Source organism: Paenibacillus illinoisensis NBRC 15959 (genome assembly GCF_004000925.1).
Lineage (GTDB): Bacteria > Bacillota > Bacilli > Paenibacillales > Paenibacillaceae > Paenibacillus > Paenibacillus illinoisensis.
The window spans coordinates 309,187-335,375 of sequence record NZ_BIME01000007.1 but is presented as its reverse complement, the minus strand read 5'-3'; the positions used below and the strand labels follow the sequence as shown (position 1 = coordinate 335,375).

Below are 26,189 nucleotides of genomic sequence, written 5' to 3'. Positions count from 1 at the left end.
TTCATATGTAAATAATTAAGGAAAATTTTCCCTTAGATATTTATACCATTTATTATAAATAAAAGGTATAGTAGTTATTAACTATAATTATTTTCATTATTATGAATAATATGTAGTAAAATCTCATTAAAGTAATATTAGCTCATATTATATACATTTCATTTGCTGGAAAAGGGCGCGTCAACCAATATTTTCACAACATACATCACCCTAGGTAGATTGTGTATCTATACGCCGGCTACATTCCATAATATGTAAATAGGACTACAGGGCCAATTTTTGAGAAATAAAGTCTAAGAAGTAGATTATAGCTTTAAGACCATAAAAGCCCCCCAAAGCAACAAAGATTATTTCAACGAACCGAATCTAGTCATTGCCAAATGCCGGCCAAGAAGTTTATGATGCAACCTACATTCCATGAACCGTATATCTCGATTTGAAAAAGACTCGACTTTAGCCACTCCGGTCTCTACTCATGGCGGACATCACCGCAGCCCGATTCAATCGAGCTCACTGCACAGCTGACAAAAGCCGGCATCGGCGGTTACCGGGAATTTGGCGTTTTGCCAGGTGGATGTGCCTGTACGGATTCCGTCCACGCTCGAAGCAAACGTGCAGCCGCTCATGCTCGCCAGCGTGCAGGATGCGCAGCACGCTTCGGCGAACAGCCCAGCGGTGCTGATCGACTCTCGCGATGCCCGCCGCTATGCGGGGCTGGAAGAACCGATTGATGCCAAGGCTGGACATATTCCGGGTGCAGTGAATTATTTTTGGAAAAACGTACTGAACGCAGAAGGCCGGTGGTCTGACGTGAGTACATTGGAGAAACGTTTCGGGAAGCTGGCGGAGGACGAGCCCATCATCGTGTACTGCGGCTCCGGTGTCTCGGCCTGCCCTGCCCGAACGTGATCGCGCTGGTGGAAGCCGATTATACCAATGTGAAGCTGTACGCCGGAAGCTGGAGTGACTGGATTAGTTATGAGGAGAATGCAGTGGAAACTGTGGACGAGTAAGTACGGAGCACGGGTCTACAGTATCTCAAAGAAGAAAACACCGCCATACAGGCTGATGCCCGGGGCGGTGTATTTACAGTGCATGAGCGTCAACAGGAAATCAACATGTAGAAGGTGAAGCCACATTCACTTTAATAAATATCACTAGGCTGAAAGCAGACAATTCGAATGTCTTTGTTAACATCCGGGAATACGGGAGAGATAAAGGCATCTTTGCACGGGCAGACTTATCCAGCTCTTCCCGCCCAATGAAACAAGATCTGCAAAAGAAAATGAGGGGAAGCATTCATGAGTCCATGAATCAAGATAATCACCCATACTTTACGATAACGGGCCCATAAATAACCAAGAAACAGACCCGTAACCCCATGATTTGCAATCACTGTTGCCACATCAATATCCCATTGACCAGATCCTTGAATGGCGACATGCCAAATGGACCATAACATTGAAACTAGTAGAATGGCAGGCCATCTTCCAAGCAATGCCTCCAACCGGGTTTGCAGCCATACCCGATAAAAAAATTCCTCCAATACGCTATTGATAATAAAACCAATGAACGCCAAGAGAAGTAATTCTGTCAAATCGGTTGCTTCGATTGCTCCTTCTGGTTGTGCAATTGGAGAATAGAACTTTAGATAACCCCAGACCACAATAATGATTAATGGTCCAATGACGTGTCTGCGAGAGCCAGGCTTTGCCAATATAATTTCTTGTTGCGCGCCAGTCGTTTTGCTATAAATCAGCAAGAAAATCAGCGGAATACAAAACAGTGTCGTCAACTTGAACACTAAGTAATATAGCTCGAAATGTAATCCTTGTGGGTCTATCGTTATAAGAGAAGCCGTAAATAAAACGCCTGACATCAATAACACAATCGATTGAACGACCAAGTGATGTCTCTTCATTTGTTGGAAAGACGTATGATTTTGACTTTTATAAGGAATCAGACGGATTAGCAAAATACCAAGGAATGCTGGCAACCAACTATGCCATATTGGAATCACTCCCTCATGGTCGGCCGTGTATCTTATACTCAAGTTTCCGGTCCACACTAACCACAGTACAGCAGCAAACATAATTATCAAGCACAATAAGCCAATTGCCTTTCCCCATGCCGGAAGCATTACTTTGAATTGCTGGTTCATTCCCTTTGCACTCCTTTGAGTTGCATGCGGCATTTGCCCCATTCTTTTTTAATTCAGTTGAGTTAAATAAACTTTAGCACATTCCATCTTAATCGTCTATTTAATTCACTTGAGTTAAATAATATGATATTCTGTGTGTATGCCAAAAATCGTGGACCATGAGAAAATGAAGAATATTATCGCTGAAGCAACTTGGAAAATCATTAGCGAGAAAGGCATTCATCAGGCAACGTCAAGAACGATTGCGAAGGAGGCCGGACTATCACAAGGAGCTTTAAGACACTACTTTTCAAAACAAGAGAGCCTATTAGCGTTTGCGATGGAGTTAGTTAAGGAAAAGGTTCTTATTCGGTTAAGAAATCTGAATGCAAGAGAACTGGCGCCTCAAGAAAGAATTGTTGAATACTTGCTTGAGCTAGTCCCGACTGATGAACAAACATTATTGGAAATGGAGGTTTGGTTTGCCTTTGTAGCCTATGGAAAAACGCAAAAAGGGTTCGATACCAATTATGAGGACCTCCAAAACGCAATCAAGAATTGCATTATATACTTGAAAAATGAAGGTCTTCTGAGCACAACCGATGAAGAGAAGGAACAAGAAAAACTGTATGCCTTTATCAACGGAATGGCTCTCAATTTGTATCTAGAGCCGGATAAGATAAATCGAACACGAAGCAAAGAAATGATACAAGACTATATCCATTGGATTATACGTTGAAGGAAAGCTTGACGCATAAATCGGGGAGTTAAGTCAGCTGGTCAGAGCCAAGCAGAATACACTTTCCGTGCCTGTGTCCTATTCGGGCGTGCATGGATTGATACTCTTGAGGTCCACAGCTGGCTGCTGTGTAACCAATTGCAGAACCCAATCTACAGCTGGAGCGACTGGATTAGTTATGAGGAGAACCCGGTAGCGACTGGGGGAAAATATTAAGCGTTCATTTTGTATATTTGAAAAAGGAAAAGCCCGCGATTTTTGCGGGCTTTTTTAGCGTGCACCAATAACGAAACGTTTAGCGCACGGTATCGCTTTTCCGAAGGTCGGTTGGAATTGTCTCTGCTTCTTCTTCGCCGTAAAGCTTCTGCATATGCTGCACATGTCCGACTCCCCAGTCGCTCATGGTTTGGAGCACGGGCTTCATGAGTTGTCCGTACTCCGTAATTGAGTATTCGACCTTTGGCGGAATTTGCGCATACACTTCACGATGCACAATGTCGTGATATTCCAGTTCTTTTAACTGCTGAGTCAGCATCTTTTTCGAAATATCCGGAATGGCTTTTTGTAGTTCACTGAACCGCATTGTACCGTTGTTCAACAGGCGCAGAAGAATCAATGATTTCCATTTGCCTGTGAGGATGTCCAGCGCGGTTCCGAATTTGCAATACACCGTCATTCTTATTCCTCACTTTCTGGCCATGTCGAGGTTTACTTTTGGTTACCTGGTTAGGATAAAGTGCCTACTTCCTGATTGGCCTTACTCACTTTAGTATAGAGGCAGATGTTGAAATCGAACAAGTGAGGGGACAAGAAAAGATGAATGTGACGTTATGGATCGTACAAATCATTTTGGCGGCAGGCTTCATATATTCGGGATGGATGAAAACCGTTCGTATCGAGTCGTCCAAAAAGACATGGGCCTGGGTAAATAATGTGCCGAAAACTCTAGTTGTTCTGATCGGAATTGCGGAGCTCCTCGGAGCGCTGGGCCTTATATTGCCGTGGGCACTGAACATCGCTCCGGTGCTTACGCCGATTAGTGCAATTGCTTTGGCTGCAGTCGCACTGCTCGGAATGCTGTTCCATATTCAACGAAAAGAGTACCGGGAGATCGGTGTGAATATCTTTTTTGTAGTACTGGCGTTAATCGTTGCAATGGGAAGACTGTAAAGGTTATCCATTGTGAACTGAAATGCAGTGGATCGCCGGCACGTACAAAGTGGATACTCCAAAGTAAGGCTATATCCGGGTAGCTGGAGTAAATAGAATCGTCAAGCGGAGAACCCCTTGCTACTGAGATAAATAAGCGAAAAAAAGCCCACGAGAATTGCGGGCTTTTTTTTGTACATATACCCATGTCTAATTTTCTAGAGAAGATTCTTGATGATAACGATTCTAAACCACCTGTAATGTACACATTATGAAAATGTATAGTTCAGAAAATATGAGACTTATCTTCTTATATATTTTTTAAACAGACAGATTCTCAACTTCATTCTGAACCTTACTGATATAACGATAATAATCTCGAGCACTTTGGTTTATCTCTTCATCAGTCGTTTGAAAAGATGCACCGAAAACTGCAAAATACGGCAATGCTATCGCGCCCACATGATTGATACTGGCTTTGAAAGGCGCAGTCACTTCGTCTATAGTAAAAGAGACGGAACCTTCCGGCGAGTAATTTTCTTTTTTATCCCCAATCGACATGGCGAGGCTCAGCTTTTTCCCGTGCAGTTTATTGCCCGATGATCCATACGCCCATCCGTAGGTAAAAACATCATCAAACCACTTTTTGAGCAAAGGCGGATAGCTGTACCAATATAGCGGAAACTGCAGGATGATATGATCATATGCTTCGAGCAGCTTCTGTTCTCTGGTAACGTCGATGTTCCAATCCGGATATGCTTTGTAGATCTCATGAATCGTAATTTCAGTTGTATGCTGCTCAAGCTCTTCTTTCCAGCGTCGATTTACTCTTGAAACGTCGATATTCGGATGTGCCAGGATCACGAGTGTTTTCATTGTTGTACTTCCTTTCTTGGTTCAGGCTAACCCTTTTGTTTGAATAACGCCATTATCATATAGGCCTGACAAAAAGAAAATACACACAATAAAGTAAGATGGTTACTTCGAGGTGTGTATGGACTTCATCAGCAAAGTTGTGAGAAAATGAACAGTTATACCGCATCAACAAGATGTAACCTGAACGAGGTGAACTGTCTTGAAACAATATAATTTGGGAATCGAAGCAACCCTCGAGATTATCGGCGGCAAGTGGAAAGCGCTAATTGTATGCTTATTAATGTCAGGTGTGAAGAGGACAAGCGAGCTGCAGCGCAGTATTGACGGCATTTCGCAAAAGGTCCTGATTCAGCAATTACGCGAGCTTGAGAAGGACGGTCTTGTCAGAAGACATGTGTATCAGCAGATGCCGCCAAAAGTGGAATACAGCCTTACGGAGTATGGGGTCACCGCCAACAAGATTGTGGATGTGATGTGTGCATGGGGACGGGAAAATATAGCATTAAGACAGCAGCAGGGAGAAGAAATTATGCTTTTGGAAAATAAAGAGTCTGTTCTTGACTCGCTACCCCTTGATTCGATAATTGAAAAGAAGGAGAACTTGAATTGAAAAACTATCTCGTATTTGGTGCAAGCAAAGGACTTGGAGATGCCTTCGTCAGAGGTGTCCCCGAGCAGGGAGACAAGGTCTGGGTCATCTCTCGCAGTCGGCCTGACAATTTGAACCTGAATGACGGCGTAGAACGCATATGGATACAGGCAGATCTGTCTGATCTCCATGCAGCCCAAGTGGTCACAGGCGCGCTCCAGAACGAAACATTGGATGTTCTCATTTACAATGTGGGCATTTGGGAAAAGGAAGGATTTGAGGAACACTACTCGTTCGATCAAGACGCTCCAGCGGATATCTCTAATCTGATACATGTAAATATCACATCGGCGATTGTAAGCATTCAGGCATTACTGCCCCATCTCCGGCAATCGACAGCCGGCAAAATCATTCTGATTGGCTCCACTGCCGGTCTGAATAATTCAAATAATACTCAGGTTTCATTTGTAGCTTCCAAATTTGCCATTCGAGGAATTACGGAAGCCTTGCGGGAACACACGAGACACGATGGCATTGCCGTTACGTGCATCAACCCCGGAGAGCTTGCAGCTGCAATCCCTTATGAAGAGGGAAGTGAACGTGCACTTGCTGAATATAATGGCACACGTATCCCCCTCCAAGATATGGTCTCCATCGTCAAATGCATCGTGAACCTGTCCAAGGCAGCCTGCGTAAAAGAAATCAATATCCCGGCGATAACAGATACAAACGCATAATAAGAGTCTTAATGCGAGTCCGGCTCGAATATATGAAGAACCCTTATATAGGATAAATGAATAACAGATTGATTCAATACAGTAAAAAGCCCGTTTAGCAACGGGCTTTTTACCTTTTCATTATGGACTACCATTTCAAGCTGACAAGTCACTTCGAAGTGGTCCTCGTCAGCAGCTCCACCAGTGCCCGCAGCGAATAATCGGAGGTTGAACAGAGCTGTATGCTCCCGGCCTGCTGCGGTAGAGTGGCGTCATCATATGGATTGCGCAGCACCAGATTCAGCATGGGCTTAACCGAAGCCAGTGCCTCGGCAAGCGCCAATTGACCTGTGAACAGATGAGCATTAAGGGTACCCTGGATAACGACATCTGCAGCCGCAGCCTGCTGCACGAGTGATGTAATCTCCTCCGCATCAGGCTTCATAGCACAGTTGCGTGTCACCACGGTCAATCCTGCATCCTTCAAAAGTGATGCCAGCCTGATCTCGGCTGCACCACTGTTATCCGCCCGGGTCAGCTGCTCCTGCTGCGGCAGTATCAGCAAATAGTTCAGCGAAGTCTTGAGCGGAAGCAGGCCCTGGGGGTCCCGGGTAACCTTCAGTGTTTTTCGAGCCAGATTGAGTGCCTCCTCATCCCACTTCTCCCTTGGAATGGGCTGTGCAGACGCTTCGTAGTCTTGAAATTTACCATATAGCTGCCGGATACGATGAACGGACTCGTCAATTCGCGCTTCGTCGATCCGCCCATCCTGCACGGCGGCCAGAATGCCTGCAATAACCCGGCTCTGGTACTCTGGCGTATGACACATGAGAATCATATCGTTACCCGCCTGGACGGCCAGTACGCCTACTTCATCCGGACTGAAATGATTGCGTATGGCACCCATCTCGATATCATCGGTGCAGATTACACCTTCAAAACCTAGCTTGGTACGCAGCAGCTCTGAGGCAAAAAAAGAACTGAGCGAAGCCGGAAGACCGCCGGATTCCGGAATGTTCGGAAACACCAGATGGCCCATCATGACCGAATCCGCTCCGGCATCGATCGCCTCCATGAAGGGAAGCAGCGGTCCCTCCATCAATTGGTCCAGCGTTAGCTCACACGCAGGCAGGACCACGTGCGAATCCCCGCTTACTTGGCCGTGACCCGGAAAGTGCTTTGCCGTCACGGCCACACCTGCTTCATGCATTCCCTCAATATAGGCACGACCGAATTGGGCTACCAGCCGCGGGTCCTCTCCGAAGGAGCGAACACCCACAACCGGATTATCAATATTGGTGTTTACATCCAGTACAGGTGCCCAGTTCATCGGAATCCCAATCGCGTTCAACTCACTGCCGATGAATTTACCGAGCAGATAGGCGGTTTCCGGGTCTTCGCTTAATCCGACTGCCCGGTTACCCGGGATATAGGGGAAAAAGGTTTTGAACTTGGACAGGGTGCCTCCTTCTTCATCTACCGAAATATAATAAGGCAACGAGCTGCCAAACTCTCCGGCTATCTTCTGCACTTCTTCGAGTAGTGCCAGCGTCTGCTGCTCACTCTCCACATTATGGGGAAAGATGCCGATTCCGCCAAACCGCTGCTGCGACATTCTCTCCCGAAATTCCGGTTCGGCACAGGTAGATGGCGTACCAACCACACACATCATGGTGATTTTATCTTCCAGACTCATCGCCTTCGGTTCAGATTCCGCATAGGTCGCATCCAGCCCCAACTCATGATAGAGTGTGCGCTCCAGATAATCATGCAGATAGAACCTCGACTTCACAAAATGCTCTGCCATATCGGACGGCTGGTAACGATCGAGTGCAGCCCTCATGCGGGGAAGAACCTTCTCGCGTCCACGGCGGTTTCTCGTGTAGTTATTCTGCAGCGAGCGCCACTCCGCATCATCTCCAGGATACAGCTCCCAGCGGTAGGCATACTTGTGGATCGCTCTGGAACGGTCTGTAGCCACCTCATAATCATGCATAATGGCAATCAGTTCCGCTTCCTCCTTATGATTCCGAACCTCGTTCAGCAGCTTCCAGATCACCTCATAATAATCCTCCAGCTGATAATTGCCGATGCGAGTATGTCCGGTTACCGGATCAATGCCATGAAACAATTCCAGGAATCGGTCGATGAAGGTGGAGGCATCCGCCTTACGATTCCAGGTTAAGTCCGCATGCAGCAGCATCGGGTACCAGGTGGTTTCAAAAATACCATACGGAACACCGAGGCTGAACGGCCCCGTCCAGTTCGTGGCAACGATACAGTCAAGTTCCAGCTTGCCTGCTGTCTTGGCCCACTGAAGCAAATTGTCCGTTCGGTTTGATAATACCGGATAGTTCTGATGCTCCGCCCAGTCAAAGCTGCGAACAGCCGGAGCCCCCATGACTTCGATGCCTAGCGATCTGAATTTGTCCGTATGCGAAGTAACCTCTGCTTCAATATTGCGTCCGTTATAAATCCAGATCATGGCTGCACTTCGCTGATCCAGTTTGGCCAGTTCCTCTGGCGGACATTTGTCCAGCATGTCATGCCAGAATATCGGCTGTTTCCCCCGCTCTGCTGTAAAGGCGATCAGCCGGTTCAAAAAAGCGATAAAGGCCCGTTCCCGCACGCCGCCAAACTCGACCTGGCAGCGATCGCATTCGCATAAGCTGTAGACCTCGTCACAGCCAAGATGGATATATCGCGATTCCGGGTGGGCGTCAATCATCTCTGCAAGCAGCGTGGCAATCAGCCGGAAGGACTCCGGGTGCGACGGGCAGATTTCCCCGGTGGACTGCTCTGTTTCGCGAAGGTGCCGCCAGGCTTCGTGGCGCAATACATACTCCAGATGTCCGAAGCACTGTTGAAGCGGAATAATCTCGATAAAATGTTCATGCGCCGTACGCTTCAGTTCTTCAAGCTGCGAAAGGCTTAATGCATGCTTCGAGTGTGCGAACTCTGGATGCGTACGGAATGGAAATTTATCCTCATATTCAATCAGAACTGCGTTGGTCTTATATTTGGCAAATTCCCCCAAGTATTCGATCAACCGTTCCGGCTTCGAGAACGTCTGGCGCAAATCCAGGTTCATTGCCCGCACAGCCGTATCCGGCCAGTCTGATATGGACACGGCCGGGATGTCTCCATCCGGTCCACGAAGTTGGGCCAATGTCTGCAATCCGTAAAACAAACCCGCTGCATCCAGCGCACAGACCTCAGCTCTTCCGGCCGATACCTCTAACGTGTACCCTTGCGACCTCCCGTCAAGACAAGCCCATTTTTCTTCCCTTTTTGGAATGACTGAAGCGGCGGCATCAGGAGGCTGCTGGCTCTTCTCCTGTTCTTCCAGGACTTTATCAACAGTCTGATCATTCATCTCAGGCCCATGATCTCTCTGCTGTGGCTCTTGGTCCGATAAACGTTCTGCAATAAGCCAATAGCCCTTATCAATCCTTGAGGTTGTATGTTTAAGACCCGGAAATGCCCGGCGGCAATGGATCTGGAGCCGAGGATCCTCCTGCTCCAGATACAGGCTTATCCTTGCCTTGCCATCCAGCCTTAAAGGGTCTTCCTGAATTTCTGTCATTTGCTTCGGTTGCGGTATCAAGCTCAGCATCGCTCTCCTCCTATTCGTTACCCTGTGGCTGCAGCCGCCCGTTCTTCCAGCATTGCAGCATGCTCAACTTCCCACCGTTCATGTTGAAGCTAACCAGATCGGCCGGTGCTCCTTTCTCAAGTCCTGCGGCCTGTTGCAGCCCCAGGAGCTCCGCAGGATGCGCAGAAGCACAATCCCAGGCGGCAGCGAGCCCGGTTAGCCCCGTTCTCACAAGATAGCCCACCTGTTCCGGCAGCATCATCGCCGAGCCCGCGAGGAGCTGAGGTTGGTTGGCGAGGTGCAGCCGACCGTCAGCCGTCAATACCACTTCACCCCCGATATGCGGGCGGTAAGAACCGGGTGGCATGCCGCTCAGTGAAACGGCATCGCTGACCAGAATGGCGCGTTTTCCCTTCATTCGGAGAATCACTCTCAGCACGGACGACGGAAGGTGATGGCCATCTGCGATCATGCAGCCATACAGCTCATCTGCCGCGAGCTGCTCCCACAGATAATTGGGATGGCGCGGAAGCGTCAGATGCGCACCGTTGCCGAGATGGGTGGACATGATGGCCCCCGCCTGGACGGCTTCCCGGATCTGCTCAGGTGCAGCTGCCGTATGCCCAATCGAGACAAGAATACCCGATTCGCAGCATCGGGCAATAAATGAAGCGGCATTCGGCCACTCCGGTGAAAGGGTCACAATACGGATCAACCCTTCGGCGGCCTCCTGCCAGCGGCACAAGGCATCCCAATCCGGAGGAACGATATGCTGCCGTGGATGTGCGCCGCGCGGGCCGTCCTCCGGTGACAGAAACGGGCCTTCCAGATGAATGCCAGCAACGCTCGCGGTCACTTCGGGCTTCAGCCGAACAGCTTCTGCAATAGCAGATGCTGATTCAGCAAGCTGATCCAAACTGTTCGTGATGAGTGTCGGGCAGTAGCTTGTGACTCCCTGGCTCGACAGCAGCATGGTCAGCTTCAGCACCGTATCGGGGCACAGCGGAGCCGCATTCAGATCCAGACCCCAGCCGCCGTTCACCTGCAAATCAACCAGACCAGGGGCAAGCCAGGGAAGATGTTCCGCGGAAGACGTCACGGCAAGCTCGGTAACAGCAGCAATGCGTCCCTCTCTGACTCTGACCTCAATGGGCAGCCCCGTCCGGTAGTGTCTCCCAACCATAGTCACGCTCACAGGCCGAAGGCTTCCCGGTCCGTAAACATCGTAATACCGGGATGTGTACGCAGGATGGTAGCCGGACATGCCGTGCTTATCGGATCATGTAAAGCTGCCTTGAGCGCCTGACGTTTCAACGCTCCTGGAACAATGGCGAACAGTCTCTTCCCTGCCATCAGCGCCGGCACCGTCAGAGTCAAAGCCTGTTCAGGTACATCATCCAGCCGGGCAAAACAGCCATCGTTTACCTGCTGATGTCGGCAGGCTTCATCAAGCTTCACCTTTTTCACAAGCAGTGGGTCATTGAAATCAGCAACGGGCGGGTCATTGAAGGCAATATGCCCATTCTCTCCGATCCCAAGACAGATGATATCGATGGGCGCAGCACGGAGCAGCTCTCCATATCTCTGGCACTCCTGCTTCGCATCGCCCAGTCCGTTCAGCAGTTCCACCCGCCCCGGCTGAATCCGGCTGAACAGCCGTTCCGTCAAATACTGGACGAAGCGCTGCGGAGCCTCATCCGGCAAGCCAATGTATTCATCCATATGAAAGGCACAGACCCGTGACCAGTCAATGTCCTTCTCCTGCACCAGCCCCTCATACAATTCGTTCTGCGAAGGTGCCGCAGCGAAGATCATGCGGACCTGACGCTCTGGATCCTGCAGCAGCTGTCTTAATCGATCTCCAACCGCGGCTGCTGCGGCTCTCCCCATCTGATTCCGATCGGCATAGATCTGTACAGACATCTGCTCTACAACTTGAGTCTCCAGCGGCTGTATCAAGCCATTTACATTCATGCTCCTCATCCTCCTTCAGAAGGCTCCTCGCCCGATGCTTCATGTCCCGCATTCTGCATCAGCAGTGCCGCATGCGGCAGATCATGCCCTGCTGCATAGTAATAACCGCCATAAACGATTCTGCGCGGTTCAAAACCAACCTGCCTCCCCGGGACCACCGCTTCCGAGCCAAGCGTTATACTTCCATCTGCTCCAGTGATCCCGCTGGTATACCGTCCTGCCGAATAAGTGAATCTCCCCTCCACTTTCACACCCGTCAGCACCTCGCCAGTATCGTAATCTCTGACCTTCAGGGTGACGGATACTGCCGTTCCGTTATAAATCAGATTCATATCCGAGACAACCAGAGGCTTTAGTGAGGTACTTCCCGTTGTGACTGACACTTCATCGGTGAGCGGGCCGATGTTGCCCTGCAAGTCGCGGGCCGCAATCCGGTAGTAGTACGTCGTATCCGGCAGCAGTCCCTTATCCTGGTAGCTCAGTCCCCGGGCGAGTCCGGCGATATCCGAAGCAGCAGGCGCGAATCCTTGAACGGTGCTCCGATAAATTACATAGCGCTCCACTTCCATGTTATCCGAAGCTATTCCATATTTCAGTTGTATGGTCTGATAATCAGTCGTCTCAACAGACGGCATCCCTGCAAGGGCTGAAGGGGCCTCCTGATCATCCGGCGCGGTCCAAAATATGCCGTCCGTTCCCCAATAAGAAGGCAATGCACGGTAGGAATCATAGTGATGGATGGCAATACCGCCGAAGGCGCTGCTCTGCCCGTAAGCTGTATAGACCTTATCCAGTTCGGCCTCCATATGGCTGCGGCCTTCCTCCCAGAACGTGATCGTCTCCGGATCGCCGCTGTTCGCGATATCCAGCGTCTCCACACCAATGACCACCGAATTCGGCTTGCCGATCTGGTCTGCATAAGCGAGTTCTCCGGCAGCCCCGGCAATAATGCCGGCGGAGCCATCCGCCGTATCCCGGTAATCCATGATGGAGATGTAGTCGGAAATATCCTGAACATGCTCGGAGAGCCACTTGCTGGAGCCATTCCAGACAATATTCGCACCCTGATCCGACGTGTCATACCACTTGGGCACAGCTGGGCCAAACGGCAGCCGGATACCCGCCATATCCCGGCGATCAATCATTTTTTGCAAAACATCCAGGTATTCCTTCTGCAGGAATCGGCTTGGATCTCTAAAGTCGGGGGAAATGTACGGCTCTATATCCACATTGATGCCGTCAAATTTCTCCGGATCTGCCGCTGCTAGATTGTAATTGATAACCTGTTCCATTTCCCTCACTGCATGAGAATGATACTTCTCGTAAGCGCCCATGTAGGCCGGAGAGGTGCCTCCGGCAATTAATGCATGCACCTGCACATTTTTGCTATGTGCCCAGCTCAGGAATGAGCGCAGCTCGGCCTCCTGCTCTTCCAGTGCGTTGTACCCCGCATATTTGCCCACTGCGAGATACAGCGTCTGAACCGGCTCTTGACCGAATGTCTGTGTATCCGTAATGAACGATTCCAGCACCTGGCGAGAACCGGGATTCAGAAGCAGCTTGTAGCTTTCCGGTTCCCAGATCCACATGGCGCGGTCCTGATCAGGCAAAGGCAAGGCTGGTTCGTGCGTCCCGTTTCCAATCTGCGCATACACGGTTGGGCTGTAGCCGTACCGTTGGGGTGCACTGCTCGCTCGTGCTTCCAGACTGACTGTACGATCGCCCATTCCCGCTGTGTCCCACACGAATACATACACCGAGCCTTGCTGCACGGCCTGCTGCCACGCCCCTCGATTCACCCTCACCTCTACTAGCGAGACCGGAATCGGTGAGACAGCTTCAATCGTGACCTCTACCGGGCCGCTTAAAGGTACACCTTCGGACGGTCCAGTAATCGTGACCACAGGAACAGCCCCTGCCGCATTATCAACGGTAAGAATGGCGGGAACGCTCCATACCCCGTAGCGGGTAGATGTATCCAGCCCGCGGACGACCAGTTCCACTGACCCGTTATAGCCCGAGGTATCCAGCATGTAAGACCACGTGCCGCTGTCATCTCCATCGGGATCATTCAACAGCACTTCGTATTGAGACGTACCGTTCACATACAGCCGAATGTCATACAGACCGGTATAACTGCCCCCGATCTCTACCATCCCTCCGTCCGACACATATCCACCTCCGGGTACGTCCAGCGAGATGGAACCGGCTGCTCCCGCCTTACCAGGGAAGAGCATTCCAACGAATACCATACCTATCAACAAAACCATGGCTAGCCTGAATCCGGAGTACACACGCAGGTGCTGCTTTTTCATAAGCGAAGCCTCCTTTTGCCATTCTGTACTAATGGTCTAGGATTCCTGGGCCGTATATTCGCTCATTTCGCGCTCAACTGAATATTCAGAACGCGGTCATACGCTTCCTTATAGGTGCTCAGCAGCTGATCTACACCAAGATTGTTAATCTCCTCTACATACTTCTCCCAATCCATCAGACTGCGGGAGCCGGTCACGAATTTGGCAAAGCTCTCATCGCGGTGCTTTTTGATCGCCTGCCCGGTAATGGAGATAATTTCATTTTCCCCCTCGGTAAAAGCAGGTCTCGGCTGCATGGAGGAAGGATCATATTTCACGGCTTCTTCATAGGCATGCTTCAGATCATCCGAGAACAGCGACAAATGGGCATTAAAATCAATCCAGGTATAGGTTCCGCTCGTCTGAAGCCCCGTCTGCTTGCGCATTTCAATGACATCGTTATACTCCGGCTTGAACTTGATCGTATCCCCTTCCTTAACATAGGTCTCGCCCTCTACTCCCCAACTGCTGAACGTACGCCCTTCCTCGGAATAGAAAAAGTCCATGTACTTCATGACATCATCGATGTTTTTGGAGGTGGAGGCGACCGTCAAACCACCCTCCATATAATGAAAGTAAGGATTAAGCTGCTTGCCCCCGCCAATGCCGGCCGGTGGTGCCATGAACTGCATGTTGAACTCGGGATTCTCTGCCTGCATGGCATTATTGAAGAAATCAATCCGGCTAATATAATCAATGGTCACGAATGATTTGCCTGTAGAGACCATATCCTGCCACTGCTTGGTTTGCAGTGATAGGAAATCAGGCGGAACCAGACCTTCATCGTAGAAGCTTTTCCACATCCCTACCATGGATTTATAATTGTCTTCGGTCGGTCCATAACGCCATTCTTTCTGATCAAAATCATAGTAGGCGCCTTCTCCGGTTCCATAATTCACCGTCATATTTGCATTCATCTCATCCGGGATCTGCCCGTAGCGGATAGAGAGAGGGTAACTGTCCGGATATTTCTCCTTCAGCTTCTTCAGGGCCGCATGCAGCTCTTCGTAGGTCGTCGGAACCTGAATGCCTTCCTTATCGAAAACGTCCTTTCGATACATCCAAATCATGCGGTTCGTCTCACCGAAGCCCTGATTGGGGAACATATACATCTTGCCGTCGGCGGAGAGGGCAGCCTTCGCTTCCTCGGGGTATTGTTTCATCCATGCCTGCAGATTCGGCATGTTGTCCATATGCTCCATCAAGTCCACCAGCGCGCCCTGCTGCCCAAACTTGTTCGATTCCTTGCGATTCGGCATATACATCAGATCAGGCAGCGATTTGGAGGCAATCGCCAGGTTCAGGCTCTCATCCAGCTTGCCGGAAGGTGTCTGCACTTCAAGCGTGACGCCAGTCTTCTCCTTCAACCAGCCCCAAACGGGCCAGCTCTTGGAATAAGGGAATGTGGCATTGTTATCCAGCAGCGCCGTAAAGGTTTTTCCCGTTCCCTTGGAGTCCGTAACGCCGTTGTCCCCCTGAGCATCCGTCGTCGTGCCGGAACCATTGCCGCCTCCACTGCACCCTGCTACCATCGTTACAGCAATCAACAGGGGAAGTATTGCCGATTTCCATTTGCCCATGCGCTTCTCTCCCTTAATCTGAATTTGCGGTGGTTCTCTTACCGATTAGCCTTTGACCGCTCCAACCATGGCTCCCTTTACAAAATACTTCTGTACAAACGGATAAATGATCAGAATTGGCAGGGTGGACACCATGATGGTCGCATACTTGAGTGATTCCTCCACGACCATATTATCTCCACCAATGGATGTGACGTCTCCTGAGCTTGCACTGCCGGCCAGCACCAGATTACGCAGCAGCACCTGAAGCGGAAACAAATCGGGAGATCTTAGATAGAGCAGCGGGAAGATAAAGTTATTCCACATGCCCACGGCATAGAACAGGGCAATGGTGGCGAAGGACGCCTTGGACAGCGGCACGACAATACGAATGAAGATGCCGATATCGTTCAGGCCGTCCATGCGGCCCGATTCCTCTAGCTCTTTGGGAATGCCCGAGAAGAATGTTCGCATCAGGATCAGATTCCATGTACTTACTGCCCCTGGAAGAACCATGCCCCAGACGGTATCCACCAGATTCAGGGAGCGTACCACCAGGAAGGTCGGAATCATTCCCCCGCTGAAAAACATCGTAATGACAATCAGCACGGTGAAGCTGTTGCGCAGCGCCATGTCTTTCCTGGACAATGCATACGCTCCGGTTGAAGTGACCACCAGCGAGATCAGCGTACCGAGCACAGTATAGATAATCGTATTTCGGTAAGCCGTCCAGATTTGCGGATCTCCCAGCACCAGCTTATACATGCTCAGGTTGAAGCCCTTGGGCCAGAAGGAAATATTGTTCTGGATGACGTTTACGTTGCTGCTGAGGGAAACAGCCAGCATATGAAGGAACGGATAGAGTGTGATCACCACAACAAACAGCAGGACTAACGATGCCACGAGATTAAACCAGGAGAACCGGAGGGATTTCACATTCACACCTCTTTTCTACCATAGACTGGTTTCACTTAATCGGCGGCTGAGCAAGTTGGCCGTATAGATGAAGATCAGGCTGATGACTCCCATGAACAGGTCAATGGAGGCGCCATAACTGAAATTTCCCTGGACCATCCCCACCCTGTAGACATAGGTGCTGATAATATCCGCTGTATCGTAGATCGCCGGGTTCTGCATCAGGAAAACCTTCTCGAAACCAATCTCAAGCACCTTGCCGATATTCAAAATCAGCGTGATGACGATCGCAGGAGATATGCCGGGCAGCGTGACATGCCAGATTTTGCGCAGTCGGCTTGCTCCGTCCATATCAGCCGCCTCATACAACTGCGGGTCGATGGCTGTCAGCGCGGCGAGATAAATAATGGTCTCCCAGCCGATATGCTGCCAGATCTCCGACAGGACATAGATCCCCCGAAATAGCCCGGGTTCATTCATGAAATTGATCGGTCCCACGCCAATCCATCCGAGCAGATTATTTATCAGTCCTCCGGTGGGGGAGAGGAACATAATGACCATACTTGCCACAATTACATTCGAGATAAAATGCGGCAGATAACTGACTGTCTGCACAAAACGCTTGAACGCCGCCTTACGCACTTCATTGAGCAAAATGGCAAGCAGGATCGGGGCCGGGAAGCCAAAAAACAACTTATACATCCCCAGTAGGAACGTATTTTTCATGAGCGGCCAAAAATCAGGATTCTCCAGAAACATCCGGTAGTATTTGAGCCCTACCCAATCACTGGCCCAAATTCCCTTAAACAGATTGTAATCCTTGAAGGTGATGACCAGTCCGAACATCGGTGCATAGCGGAAGATCAGATAATACAGGAGGCATGGCAGGAAGAGCAGCCATAGCGCCTTGTTTTTGTTCCAGATCCGGGTCATCCGCACCTTCCGCCGTGACGAATGAATTGAATTTCTTCGCAGTTTGTCTTGCATTAAGCCAGCATCAGCCATCGGCATGCCCCCTCTTACTACATGATTGCAACTCAACTAGATATGAGATGTGAGCTAACTTCCCCTGTACAACCGGGGTTTGTAACCGAATTATAGCTGGATTTCAATGGTAAGCGCTATCTACATGTTATATAACATTTCGCCTATACTGCTATTTTCCAAATATCCGCGTATAAATCAGTAAAAGTGCATATTATTTGTGTCAGCTTTATGCCGCTATGATAGGATTAGACCACATGATTACGTTGAACCGCGCCATCCTCAATAGAAACAACCGACACAAGGTTACTTGGAGTATGAAGAAGGATGTACCATTCTTTTCCTGGAACGATCCAGCCGAAGAGTGAAAAGCAATCGCTGGAGTTGATGTTCCTGCTGCGAATCTAGCCCAAAGTGAACTCGAATTCAGGCAATCACCCTCCTGTTCAAAACGGGTAAACATAATGACAAAAAAGCACGAAATACAGAGATGAAATACCCCTGCAGCTCGTGCTTTTTCTTTTCTTCTAATACATTGATTATTGTTTTTGTTAAGCATATAAAATTAATCCAGTTAATTGGCCCATTCACTACCATTCCAGATATCCGGATTATCAATAGTCTGATTTTCTCCACGTACAACAGAATCATAACTATCCTTTGTATTCGTATACCAGTCAACAATAACTAACTTCCCATTCACATTTTGCACCATAAATTCAGTATCTTCAGCAAAACTGCCTACATCCTTCCTAACGTGTGCTTCTAATTTAAAATAGAAAAAACTCTCACCTTCTCTAATATGTTCAACTTTTCCGGCACCAATATCAACGCCTGTCACTCGATTATGAGTGAGCTTGTTTTTGAGAAACAAATTAAATTGAGATGTAATCTTTTTTTGCGTATACTGCTTAAGGTTTTCATTATCGATATAAGTATCCAGATCAATGTCTGAACCGTTCCAAATCGCTTTGTAATATTCAGTTAGCGCTTCTGTACACATTTTATAGGCCGTATCAAAATCCAAAGCGGATAGACCACTTTCGTCTTCAGCTAAAAAATGGGAGGAGTCTTTCAATGAATTTTCTTTGGTGTTAGGAGAAACTTCTGCATCTTTAGCATTCTTAACATTGATTTCTCTGGAAACAGGAGCATCATTATTGTCGTTGTCACTCGTATTAGCTTGTTCACATGCACTTAGAGTTAATAAAATCACCAATAACAGGTAAGAACGTTTCATTAATTTCCTCCAGTGAGAATATTCTTCTAGTCCACATCTTGATGCGGGGAAATGAGGCTATTGTGCACGATGTCAGCGAGGCATCCTTCATTACGATCATACAAAAGTATAGTTAAAGGATTTTATTATGTCAGATAACTTCTCTTTAAATCCTGGAATATCCCTTTATTATAACAAATCTTTTATGGTAAGCGCTATCTACATGTTATATAACATTTCCCTATACTGCTAATTTCCAAATATCCGCGTATAAATCAGTAAAAGTGCATATTGTTTGTGTCAGCTTTATGCCGCTATGATAGGATTAGACCAATGATCTGCGGCTGTATCTAAGGGGGAATGTCATAATGAAGGAACTGCTTACAAACCGATTTGCGCTGAACGGCCTGTTTGTTAAGCTAATGCTGAGCTTCCTCAGTGTCATCCTGATTTTGGCTTCATTTAACCTGTTCTCCCATCTGTACCTGAGCAACAAGGTTTATCAGGAGATGGTAAGACAAAATGAACTGGGCCTCGCACAGACCGTCGAAGGATATGAGAATCACTTCCGGCTGACCCAGAACATGATTCTGGCCCTCACTCAATCGGATACCTGGACAGCCAACCTGGGCATTTTGAGCCACCTTAAGGACAATCGTCGTTACGATATTCCCGCTGAAGTGAAGGCAGACCTCTCTACCCTGTATACCAATCCTTTTTTGCATATCGACAATTTCATTCTTTATTTCAAGCAGGAGGACTATGTACTGGAGAAGGATGGACTTAGCAGTGCAGCCGACATGTTCGGGAAATATTATTTCAGTGAAGCGTACTCGCCGGACTACTGGAAAAGCCAAACGATGAACAACCAGTTCTTGAAAGTGATGCCCGCAGCAGCTTTTACGGAAAAAACCGTCCATTCTTCCCGCTCCCTGGGAGAGCTGATGCCTGTCATGATGAAAGCCATTCCTTATGAGGATGTATACGGCATTGTGATGCTGAATCCGCAGCGTATGCAGGATACGTATGGAGATGGCAGCCATAATCCGTTCTACATCTTGGATAGTGAGGGGCGTTTATTGTTCACTACCACAGAAGAGGAACTCCATAATCCTCCGCTTCCTATAGATGGAAGCAGGCATGAACGCATTGGAGATCAGTATTACTTCTATGAAAAAGGCAAGCAGACCGGGTTCACCTATGTGCGGGTCACCCAGGCCTCTGTGATTGCCGCGGAGATGCGCGGTATGCAGCTGCTGCTTATGGTACTGCTCGGCGCCGCCATTTTGATCAGCGTACTCTCCTCCCTCCTGTTTAGCCTGAGGTTAAACCAGCCGCTGCAGCACCTTATTGCCGCTCTTGACCGAAATTCCGGAAGCGGGGCAGACAAGTTGAGCAGAGTGAAGGAATTCGCCATGATTGGTGACCGTCTCAGTTCCATACTGGAGAACAACCGATTCATTCAAAGCGATCTCGCACAGAAGAACTCTCTGGTGCGGCAGTTCGCTTATACACATAAAGTCAAGAATATCCCGCTCAGCTCCCATCTGGCAGATCTTGAGGAGGTTCGGCAGCCTGAACATCCTTATGTCGCCATTTTATTCAAGGTTGGCTTCAAGGACACGCCAGATGAATTGGAACAGCATACCCTATTATTATGGAAATTAATTCAGAGCCTGTTCACCAGCAATCAAAATAACAGCGTTGCACTTCAGCCTGAACAGGATCAATTACTCCTGCTTCTGTTCGATCCTGGCCCGCAGAGCGGTATCTTGCAGGCGCTCGATACGCTGAAGGAGCTGCTTGCTGCTGAAGAATGCATGTACCTGACCATCGCGCTAAGCCCGGTATATTCTGGGGATATTCCGTTTACCGATGCGTACCGGAATCTGTCCACTCTGCTCAAAGAGCGCAGACTAAACGGAGAAACCCAGGTTATTGTAGAGCCTCGAGCTTCCTCATCCACTTCGTTTCATGTCAAGGTGACCTATGGGGAAGAACTGCATGACCTGCTGCAATCAGGCAACGAGGAAGCTGTTTTTGCCTGGCTGGATCGCCAGTTGGAGCAGCTGAGGCACAAGGACGCAGCCGCAGAGGATTTTCGCACATTTGCTCTCGGTGCGATGGAGCAGATCGGTAAGACGGTGATGAAACTGAACCTGACGCACATTGAAGGCGGGCTTGTCTCCTCTCCATCTGGTGATCCTTTCACCGGATTTTATTCCATACAGCAGTACAGGACATGGCTTCAGTCGCAGATTCAACCGATCCTCTCGGCGATCAGCAGCCAATTGGAAACGAAAGATCCCGTTATCAGCTTTGTGCTCGATTATCTGAACCATCATTATGGGGAGGATATTAATCTGAATCTTGTTGCCGACAAGCTGAATCTCACGCCGGGGTATCTCTCCAGTGTTTTCAAGGAAAAGACCAACATCAACTTCAGCGAGTATCTCAATAATCTCCGGGTTGAGCGGGCCAAGGAACTGTTAGTGAATGTGGATCTGCGAATTCAGGATATCGCCGTGCAGGTCGGTTATCAGAACGTAAACTCGTTCATCCGCATGTTCAAGCGTCGATACGGGATGACCCCCGGAGAGTATCGCAAGCGTCATGCAGGCGCAGGCGATGAGCCATTCATCTCCTCGAATCATGGTTAGACAGGTATGACTGGCAGAGCCATCTTAAGTTCCATATAAGCAAACACCCGCTCGGAGAGCGGGCGTTTGCTTATTATCACATTAGAATGTTGGACAGGTGTATTAGAGCCATTGAGGGGATGCGTTGATCTTCTGGAATATTCTCATAGAGAAGATGTTCTTTTCCCGCATCAATCATATGTTTGCGCATGGCTGCAATACGGCCTTTGCCGTGATCGATGAAGCGAAAATCCATCTGCCCCAGACTTGGCATTTCGCTCAAACGCTCAAAAGCTTCCGCCTTTATTCCCTTATGTATTTCTTTCAGTTCCAGCACCTCTAATCGGTCCGCAGTCCACAGGTTGTCTATTTCCCGTAGTGATTTCATAAAATCCAATTCCAGCTGTCGCAGGTTCTTCATGCCCGAAAAGTCGCACAACCGCTCGACTTTGGGCAGTGACAAGTGCAAGAACTCCAGATGATGTAATGCACTCAGTTCATCAATATGGGCCAGATTCCGTACAGACGACATTCTCAGCATACGAATGTTTGAGTCAGCGAGCACATCCAGGGGTCCATTCAAGACACCATGATCGATGGCCAAATATTCAATAAACGGCAGGTCCACAACAAAGTTCAGCGTCTCGATGCTGCAGTTTAACACCAATGTAGTCAGCCGAATACAATCCTCAATCGGAGCCAGATCATCAAATTTCCCGCTAAGAGAAAGGTACTGCAGCTGTTTGTAATTTCGGATGAACTCCAGATTTTGCGTTTTGGCTGCTCGTATATTCAGAAATTCCATTCCTTGCAGCGCACCAAGTACACTCAAATCCTGTTTCTGTTTCAGATCCAATTCCAGAGCCTTAACATATTTCAATCCCGCAAGTATCTTCAAAAACTCTTCCGTGTAACGTCCCTTCTCCTCCACATTCGTAATCTTCAGGATCAGATCAGGCCGTTTGGAAAATACCCGCTCGTCCAATTCTGCTACATCTTCCATCACGTCTGCTCCGACCACAAAAGAAATGGTAGCTCGATTTCGCAGCTGCTTCACCGCATGATCCATTTTCGTTGCATTCCAGGGAACGCCGCTCATCGACGCAGTCCAAGGTTCACTCATTTCAGATCCCCTCCATCCGGTTTTCCTGCAATTGTAAATGAATAAAACCGATTTGAGAAGTACGATATCGGTCTGCACAAGCAGAGTTCGTCAGCGTCTCTTCTCATTTGCTTCTTGCCCATCTATTATAGATATAAGTGTTTGAACAGACTGGAGGAACCACAGCATGCAATTTGCCAAACGAATGAACCACTTTAATGAAGGCATCTTTACTCGATTATCTGAAATCAAGCGACAACGTCTGGAACAGGGATTGGGCGTCATCGATCTGAGCGTCGGCGCACCCAACACCCCGCCAGCGCAACATATTATTCAGGCTTTATGTGAGGCAGCCGCAGACGTGCAAAATTACACCTATGCCATCAATGACCAGAGTGAGCTGCTGAAGGCTGTCAGTGAGTGGTACAAGCGCAGGTATCAGGTTGATCTGGACCCCAAGACTGAAATATGCTCCTTGCTCGGTTCACAGGAAGGACTCGCCCATATTTCGCTTTCCATTGTAGATGAAGGAGATCTGGTGCTTGTGCCAGACCCTTGTTATCCCGTCTTCGCCGATGGACCCTTATTGGCCGGAGCAGAACTATATTACATGTCTCAAAAAGAAGAACACAATTATGTCATCCAGCTTGAGGATATCCCTGAGGCCATAGCGCAGAGAGCCAAATTCATGCTGGTATCCTACCCTAACAATCCAACAACAGCCATGGCACCGGAGCAGTTTTATCTGGACCTGATCGCGTTTGCCAAAAAACATGATATCATCGTCCTCCATGACAATGCATACAGTGAGCTCGTGTTCGATGGGAAATCATGCGGGAGCTTTCTGGCCTTCCCTGGTGCCATGGATGTCGGCGTTGAATTCAATTCCCTATCCAAAACGTACGGACTCGCCGGGGCTCGAATCGGATTTTGCATGGGCAATGCAGCTGTAGTATCCATGTTGAAAAAGCTGAAATCCAACATGGATTACGGTATGTTCCTCCCGATTCAGAAGGCAGCCATTGCCGCCATTACCGGGGATCAGAGTGACGTAGACCGGGTCCGGGCCATCTATGAGGAACGTCGGGATATTCTGTGCCAAGGCTTCAGCAGACTCGGATGGGAAATAACGAAGCCCGATGCCACCATGTTTATCTGGACTCGGATCCCGGCTCATTATGACAGTTCGGAGCAATTCGCCATGGATCTGGTCAGCCAGGCAGGCGTCATCGTGACACCTGGAAGTGCATTTGGCCCTTCCGGTGAAGGATATGTCCGGCTCGCGCTGGTCCAGGATCGGGACCAATTGGAGCAGGCACTTCAATTTGTCAAAGACAGCGGCATACTCATAACGAATTAATCATTAGCAAAGAGCACCAATTCCTTATTAAGGAACTGGTGCTTTTTTATGCTGTCATGCGGAGATGTACTGTACCCTTTCCCCCTCCCTCTATCGAAACGAAATCGAAATACCGAAATAAAAGGTAAGAGCAGCACAGCTCAATATCCGATCTTGGGGAGATGGCAGCATGGCACAGTTATTTAGAAAAAGAGGGACCCGGACATCAAGCATCGCCAATACACTGTCTATCATGTTGTTGGCCATCATTGTTGTCGTCTTTTCCATCCTGGGAACATTTATGTTTACCAGCACTCGAAGCATCCTTGTTAAACAGCAGGAATTGATGCTGCAAACGAAAACGCAGGCCATTGTAGCCCAGTTCGATGCCTTGTTTAAGGAAAAAGGATCTCTTGTTAAGCAAATGTCCACCAATAATTTATTCAGGCAGTATATTCAAACCACCGAATCTGCTTCTACCGCTACAACATCACCCTATGCTGCCGAAACCCAGGCTACACTTGCAGCCATAGTGAAGGAAGAACCTTCTTTTGTGGATGCTTGGATTGCGGGCATTGATGGAAAAGGCTTCTGGCTCCAACACGATGGTGCAGCGTCCGACTCTGAATTTGTGATTCAGGATCGCCCGTATTATAAACCAGCTGTTGAAGCCGATGGCTTATATTTCTCCGAACCCTATGCCGATATTGCTTCAGGTAATATCCTAATGGGCATATTCTATCCGATTAAGGATAACAACAACGAGTTGATCGGTTTCGCGGCGGCAGATATTGCATTCAAGGATATTCCATCCCTTATGGAGAGCTACTCACTTGGAAGCACAGGCTATTCCATTCTGGCCTCCAAGACAGGTGATATTTTATATCATCCTGACCAAGCCAAGGTGCTCAAGGAAAAGATTAACGAAAGTCCGGGAGATTTGGGTGAGATCGGCAAGAAAATGATGGCCGGTGAATCCGGAATCCAACTTATAGATGACAACAACGGAGAAGGCCGTTATGTCGGGTATGCCACCAGCACAGATACCGGATGGTCTGTAGGTTTGACCATTTCGGAGCATGAAGTGCTCGAAGAATTAAAAGCCTTTACGTGGATCACCATTATAGGTTTTGCTGTAGCCGCCATCGTGCTTGTGTTCATCAGTTATATCACCCTACGATATCTACTGAGATCCATCCCGAAACTGCTGCAAAAAATTAAACTTGTGGAACAGGGAGATCTAACCGTCCAGTTTGATACAACATCCCGCAACGAGATTGGTCAAATCTCACAAGGTATGCTCAACATGGTGCAAAAAATTCAGAGCATGATTCAGATGGTAGGGGCAACTGCACAAGTTTTAGGCCAATCCTCCAAGGATCTGCAATCCATTTCCGCTCGGACGGCCGTAACGATGAATGATACGGCAACAGCAATTAACGAAATTGCCAATGCAACCAATTATCAGTCCATTGAATCCGAGAACATTTTGCAAAAAACCGGATCATTATCAGGTCAAATCGACGACATATCAAGTGATGTCAAAACGATGGAGACCAAAGTTCAAGCTTCCGCAGAACAAAGCGAACGAGGATTGGAAGTGTTGAATCAGTTATCCAAATGGGCAGAGGAGAACCACCATTCAACCCAGGCCATGTCAGCCATTATCCATGATATTGATCTAAGCCGTCATGAAATCTCCGGTATCGTGGACACCGTCCATCAGATCGCAACCCAAACCAACCTGCTGGCACTCAACGCTTCCATCGAAGCTGCACGTGCAGGAGAACAGGGACGAGGTTTTGCCGTAGTCGCAGGAGAAGTTCGCAAACTGGCTGAGCAGACTGCGATGGCAACAGAGGAAATTAGCAAAAAGGTTCGTCAAATCGAAGATAAAACGAAGACATCCGTAGAACACACGGCTCACGGCCTCCTGATTGCAGAGGAAAATGCCAAGTCCGTCGAAGGCACCAAGCAGGTGTTCTACAGCATCAATAAAGATCTGGAGGAATTGAGATTACGCATGCTGCAGATCAGCAATAACACCTCCAGTGTTCATAAACACAAGGATGAGATTGTCCAGGCACTCGAAATTATCTCTTCCACCACCGAAGAAAATTCAGCCTCTACCGAAGAGGTTAGTGCGAGCACACAGGAACAACTGGACAGTATCGAACAGGTTGCGGAATTATCCCAGCAATTGAGTCAGTTGTCGAACAAGCTTGAGGAAGAATTAAACCAGTTCCAGGTTGATCAGAAATCATAGTGTGCACATGATCGCAATGAACAATAAATAAACA

Annotated in this window: 19 protein-coding genes and 1 pseudogene; 8 read left to right on the top strand and 12 right to left on the bottom strand. The window is 48.5% G+C overall.

Annotation, left to right across the window (positions count from 1 at the left end; genetic code table 11):
• Nucleotides 1–573 precede the first annotated feature (573 nt).
• A pseudogene (locus PIL01S_RS18850) lies at nt 574–1,013 on the top strand (sulfurtransferase); the annotation flags it as partial.
• Nucleotides 1,014–1,240: 227 nt separating this feature from the next.
• On the opposite strand, the gene PIL01S_RS18845 reads toward PIL01S_RS18850, so the two are convergent.
• Nucleotides 1,241–2,161 (bottom strand): CPBP family intramembrane glutamic endopeptidase, encoded by a 921-nt coding sequence (locus PIL01S_RS18845; protein WP_164764276.1) that lies wholly within the window; start codon nt 2,159–2,161, stop codon nt 1,241–1,243.
• A gap of 139 nt (nt 2,162–2,300) precedes the next feature.
• Between PIL01S_RS18845 and PIL01S_RS18840 the strand changes: the two genes are divergently transcribed.
• Complete coding sequence (locus PIL01S_RS18840) at nt 2,301–2,879, top strand: TetR/AcrR family transcriptional regulator (protein ID WP_127538849.1); 579 nt, start codon at nt 2,301–2,303, stop codon at nt 2,877–2,879.
• A 295-nt stretch (nt 2,880–3,174) separates the two neighbouring features.
• Here the strand turns inward: PIL01S_RS18840 and PIL01S_RS18835 are convergent, their stop codons facing one another.
• A complete protein-coding gene (locus PIL01S_RS18835) occupies nt 3,175–3,555 on the bottom strand; it encodes a winged helix-turn-helix transcriptional regulator (RefSeq protein WP_127538848.1) in 381 nt (126 codons plus the stop codon).
• 140 nt (nt 3,556–3,695) lie between these two features.
• On the opposite strand from PIL01S_RS18835, the gene PIL01S_RS18830 reads away from it, so the two are divergent.
• Nucleotides 3,696–4,049 carry a DoxX family protein gene (locus PIL01S_RS18830; RefSeq protein WP_127538847.1) on the top strand — a complete coding sequence of 118 codons (354 nt, stop codon included), beginning with the start codon at nt 3,696–3,698 and terminating at the stop codon, nt 4,047–4,049.
• 300 nt (nt 4,050–4,349) lie between these two features.
• On the opposite strand, the gene PIL01S_RS18825 is transcribed toward PIL01S_RS18830, so the two are convergent.
• On the bottom strand, nt 4,350–4,904 hold the full coding sequence (locus tag PIL01S_RS18825; RefSeq protein ID WP_127538846.1) for an NAD(P)H-dependent oxidoreductase: 555 nt from the start codon (nt 4,902–4,904) through the stop codon (nt 4,350–4,352).
• 199 nt (nt 4,905–5,103) lie between these two features.
• On the opposite strand from PIL01S_RS18825, the gene PIL01S_RS18820 reads away from it, so the two are divergent.
• Nucleotides 5,104–5,514: a winged helix-turn-helix transcriptional regulator gene (locus tag PIL01S_RS18820; protein WP_127538845.1), complete on the top strand. Its 411-nt coding sequence runs from the start codon at nt 5,104–5,106 to the stop codon at nt 5,512–5,514.
• Nucleotides 5,511–6,230, top strand: a complete 720-nt coding sequence (locus tag PIL01S_RS18815; RefSeq protein ID WP_127538844.1) for an SDR family NAD(P)-dependent oxidoreductase — start codon at nt 5,511–5,513, stop codon at nt 6,228–6,230. The genes PIL01S_RS18820 and PIL01S_RS18815 overlap by 4 nt, the downstream gene beginning before the upstream one ends.
• 148 nt (nt 6,231–6,378) lie before the next feature.
• Here the strand turns inward: PIL01S_RS18815 and nagZ are convergent, their stop codons facing one another.
• From nagZ to PIL01S_RS18775, 8 genes are all read right to left on the bottom strand, one after another.
• Nucleotides 6,379–9,825: a beta-N-acetylhexosaminidase gene (gene nagZ, locus PIL01S_RS18810; RefSeq protein WP_127538843.1), complete on the bottom strand. Its 3,447-nt coding sequence runs from the start codon at nt 9,823–9,825 to the stop codon at nt 6,379–6,381.
• 10 nt (nt 9,826–9,835) lie between these two features.
• Nucleotides 9,836–10,987 (bottom strand): N-acetylglucosamine-6-phosphate deacetylase, encoded by a 1,152-nt coding sequence (locus PIL01S_RS18805; protein ID WP_127538842.1) that lies wholly within the window; start codon nt 10,985–10,987, stop codon nt 9,836–9,838.
• A gap of 8 nt (nt 10,988–10,995) precedes the next feature.
• A complete protein-coding gene (locus tag PIL01S_RS18800; protein WP_127538841.1) occupies nt 10,996–11,778 on the bottom strand; it encodes a glucosamine-6-phosphate deaminase in 783 nt (260 codons plus the stop codon).
• A 5-nt stretch (nt 11,779–11,783) separates the two neighbouring features.
• The gene (locus PIL01S_RS18795; RefSeq protein WP_164764275.1) at nt 11,784–14,093 is read right to left on the bottom strand and encodes an Ig-like domain-containing protein; all 2,310 of its coding nucleotides are present in this window, start codon (nt 14,091–14,093) and stop codon (nt 11,784–11,786) included.
• Nucleotides 14,094–14,155: 62 nt separating this feature from the next.
• Complete coding sequence (locus PIL01S_RS18790) at nt 14,156–15,712, bottom strand: extracellular solute-binding protein (RefSeq protein WP_127538840.1); 1,557 nt, start codon at nt 15,710–15,712, stop codon at nt 14,156–14,158.
• Nucleotides 15,713–15,757: 45 nt separating this feature from the next.
• On the bottom strand, nt 15,758–16,627 hold the full coding sequence (locus tag PIL01S_RS18785) for a carbohydrate ABC transporter permease (protein WP_127538839.1): 870 nt from the start codon (nt 16,625–16,627) through the stop codon (nt 15,758–15,760).
• A 15-nt stretch (nt 16,628–16,642) separates the two neighbouring features.
• Nucleotides 16,643–17,539: an ABC transporter permease gene (locus PIL01S_RS18780; protein ID WP_246058467.1), complete on the bottom strand. Its 897-nt coding sequence runs from the start codon at nt 17,537–17,539 to the stop codon at nt 16,643–16,645.
• Nucleotides 17,540–18,164: 625 nt separating this feature from the next.
• Nucleotides 18,165–18,830 carry a hypothetical protein gene (locus PIL01S_RS18775; RefSeq protein WP_127538838.1) on the bottom strand — a complete coding sequence of 222 codons (666 nt, stop codon included), beginning with the start codon at nt 18,828–18,830 and terminating at the stop codon, nt 18,165–18,167.
• A 347-nt stretch (nt 18,831–19,177) separates the two neighbouring features.
• Here PIL01S_RS18775 and PIL01S_RS18770 point away from each other — a divergent pair, with 347 nt between their 5' ends.
• A complete protein-coding gene (locus PIL01S_RS18770; protein WP_127538837.1) occupies nt 19,178–21,469 on the top strand; it encodes a helix-turn-helix transcriptional regulator in 2,292 nt (763 codons plus the stop codon).
• Between the two features lie 76 nt (nt 21,470–21,545).
• Here PIL01S_RS18770 and PIL01S_RS18765 read toward each other — a convergent pair whose 3' ends face one another.
• Nucleotides 21,546–22,571, bottom strand: coding sequence for a leucine-rich repeat domain-containing protein (locus tag PIL01S_RS18765; protein WP_127538836.1), 1,026 nt, complete (start codon nt 22,569–22,571; stop codon nt 21,546–21,548).
• A 166-nt stretch (nt 22,572–22,737) separates the two neighbouring features.
• Here PIL01S_RS18765 and PIL01S_RS18760 point away from each other — a divergent pair, with 166 nt between their 5' ends.
• Together PIL01S_RS18760 and PIL01S_RS18755 are read left to right on the top strand one after the other, a co-directional pair.
• Nucleotides 22,738–23,910: an aminotransferase class I/II-fold pyridoxal phosphate-dependent enzyme gene (locus PIL01S_RS18760; RefSeq protein WP_127538835.1), complete on the top strand. Its 1,173-nt coding sequence runs from the start codon at nt 22,738–22,740 to the stop codon at nt 23,908–23,910.
• A gap of 169 nt (nt 23,911–24,079) precedes the next feature.
• On the top strand, nt 24,080–26,155 hold the full coding sequence (locus tag PIL01S_RS18755) for a methyl-accepting chemotaxis protein (RefSeq protein WP_127538834.1): 2,076 nt from the start codon (nt 24,080–24,082) through the stop codon (nt 26,153–26,155).
• The last annotated feature ends 34 nt before the right edge of the window (nt 26,156–26,189 follow it).

What these genes read in the sequence shown, in the direction of transcription:
- PIL01S_RS18830 (WP_127538847.1), top strand. Translation starts at nt 3,696, where the DNA reads ATGAATGTGACGTTATGGATCGTACAAATCATTTTGGCGGCAGGCTTC.
- PIL01S_RS18845 (WP_164764276.1), bottom strand. Translation starts at nt 2,161, where the DNA reads ATGAACCAGCAATTCAAAGTAATGCTTCCGGCATGGGGAAAGGCAATT.
- PIL01S_RS18775 (WP_127538838.1), bottom strand. Translation starts at nt 18,830, where the DNA reads ATGAAACGTTCTTACCTGTTATTGGTGATTTTATTAACTCTAAGTGCA.
- PIL01S_RS18840 (WP_127538849.1), top strand. Translation starts at nt 2,301, where the DNA reads ATGCCAAAAATCGTGGACCATGAGAAAATGAAGAATATTATCGCTGAA.
- PIL01S_RS18790 (WP_127538840.1), bottom strand. Translation starts at nt 15,712, where the DNA reads ATGGGCAAATGGAAATCGGCAATACTTCCCCTGTTGATTGCTGTAACG.
- PIL01S_RS18825 (WP_127538846.1), bottom strand. Translation starts at nt 4,904, where the DNA reads ATGAAAACACTCGTGATCCTGGCACATCCGAATATCGACGTTTCAAGA.
- PIL01S_RS18780 (WP_246058467.1), bottom strand. Translation starts at nt 17,539, where the DNA reads ATGACCCGGATCTGGAACAAAAACAAGGCGCTATGGCTGCTCTTCCTG.
- PIL01S_RS18770 (WP_127538837.1), top strand. Translation starts at nt 19,178, where the DNA reads ATGAAGGAACTGCTTACAAACCGATTTGCGCTGAACGGCCTGTTTGTT.
- PIL01S_RS18805 (WP_127538842.1), bottom strand. Translation starts at nt 10,987, where the DNA reads ATGGTTGGGAGACACTACCGGACGGGGCTGCCCATTGAGGTCAGAGTC.
- PIL01S_RS18795 (WP_164764275.1), bottom strand. Translation starts at nt 14,093, where the DNA reads ATGAAAAAGCAGCACCTGCGTGTGTACTCCGGATTCAGGCTAGCCATG.
- PIL01S_RS18800 (WP_127538841.1), bottom strand. Translation starts at nt 11,778, where the DNA reads ATGAATGTAAATGGCTTGATACAGCCGCTGGAGACTCAAGTTGTAGAG.
- PIL01S_RS18835 (WP_127538848.1), bottom strand. Translation starts at nt 3,555, where the DNA reads ATGACGGTGTATTGCAAATTCGGAACCGCGCTGGACATCCTCACAGGC.
- PIL01S_RS18755 (WP_127538834.1), top strand. Translation starts at nt 24,080, where the DNA reads ATGGCACAGTTATTTAGAAAAAGAGGGACCCGGACATCAAGCATCGCC.
- nagZ (WP_127538843.1), bottom strand. Translation starts at nt 9,825, where the DNA reads ATGCTGAGCTTGATACCGCAACCGAAGCAAATGACAGAAATTCAGGAA.
- PIL01S_RS18765 (WP_127538836.1), bottom strand. Translation starts at nt 22,571, where the DNA reads ATGAGTGAACCTTGGACTGCGTCGATGAGCGGCGTTCCCTGGAATGCA.
- PIL01S_RS18760 (WP_127538835.1), top strand. Translation starts at nt 22,738, where the DNA reads ATGCAATTTGCCAAACGAATGAACCACTTTAATGAAGGCATCTTTACT.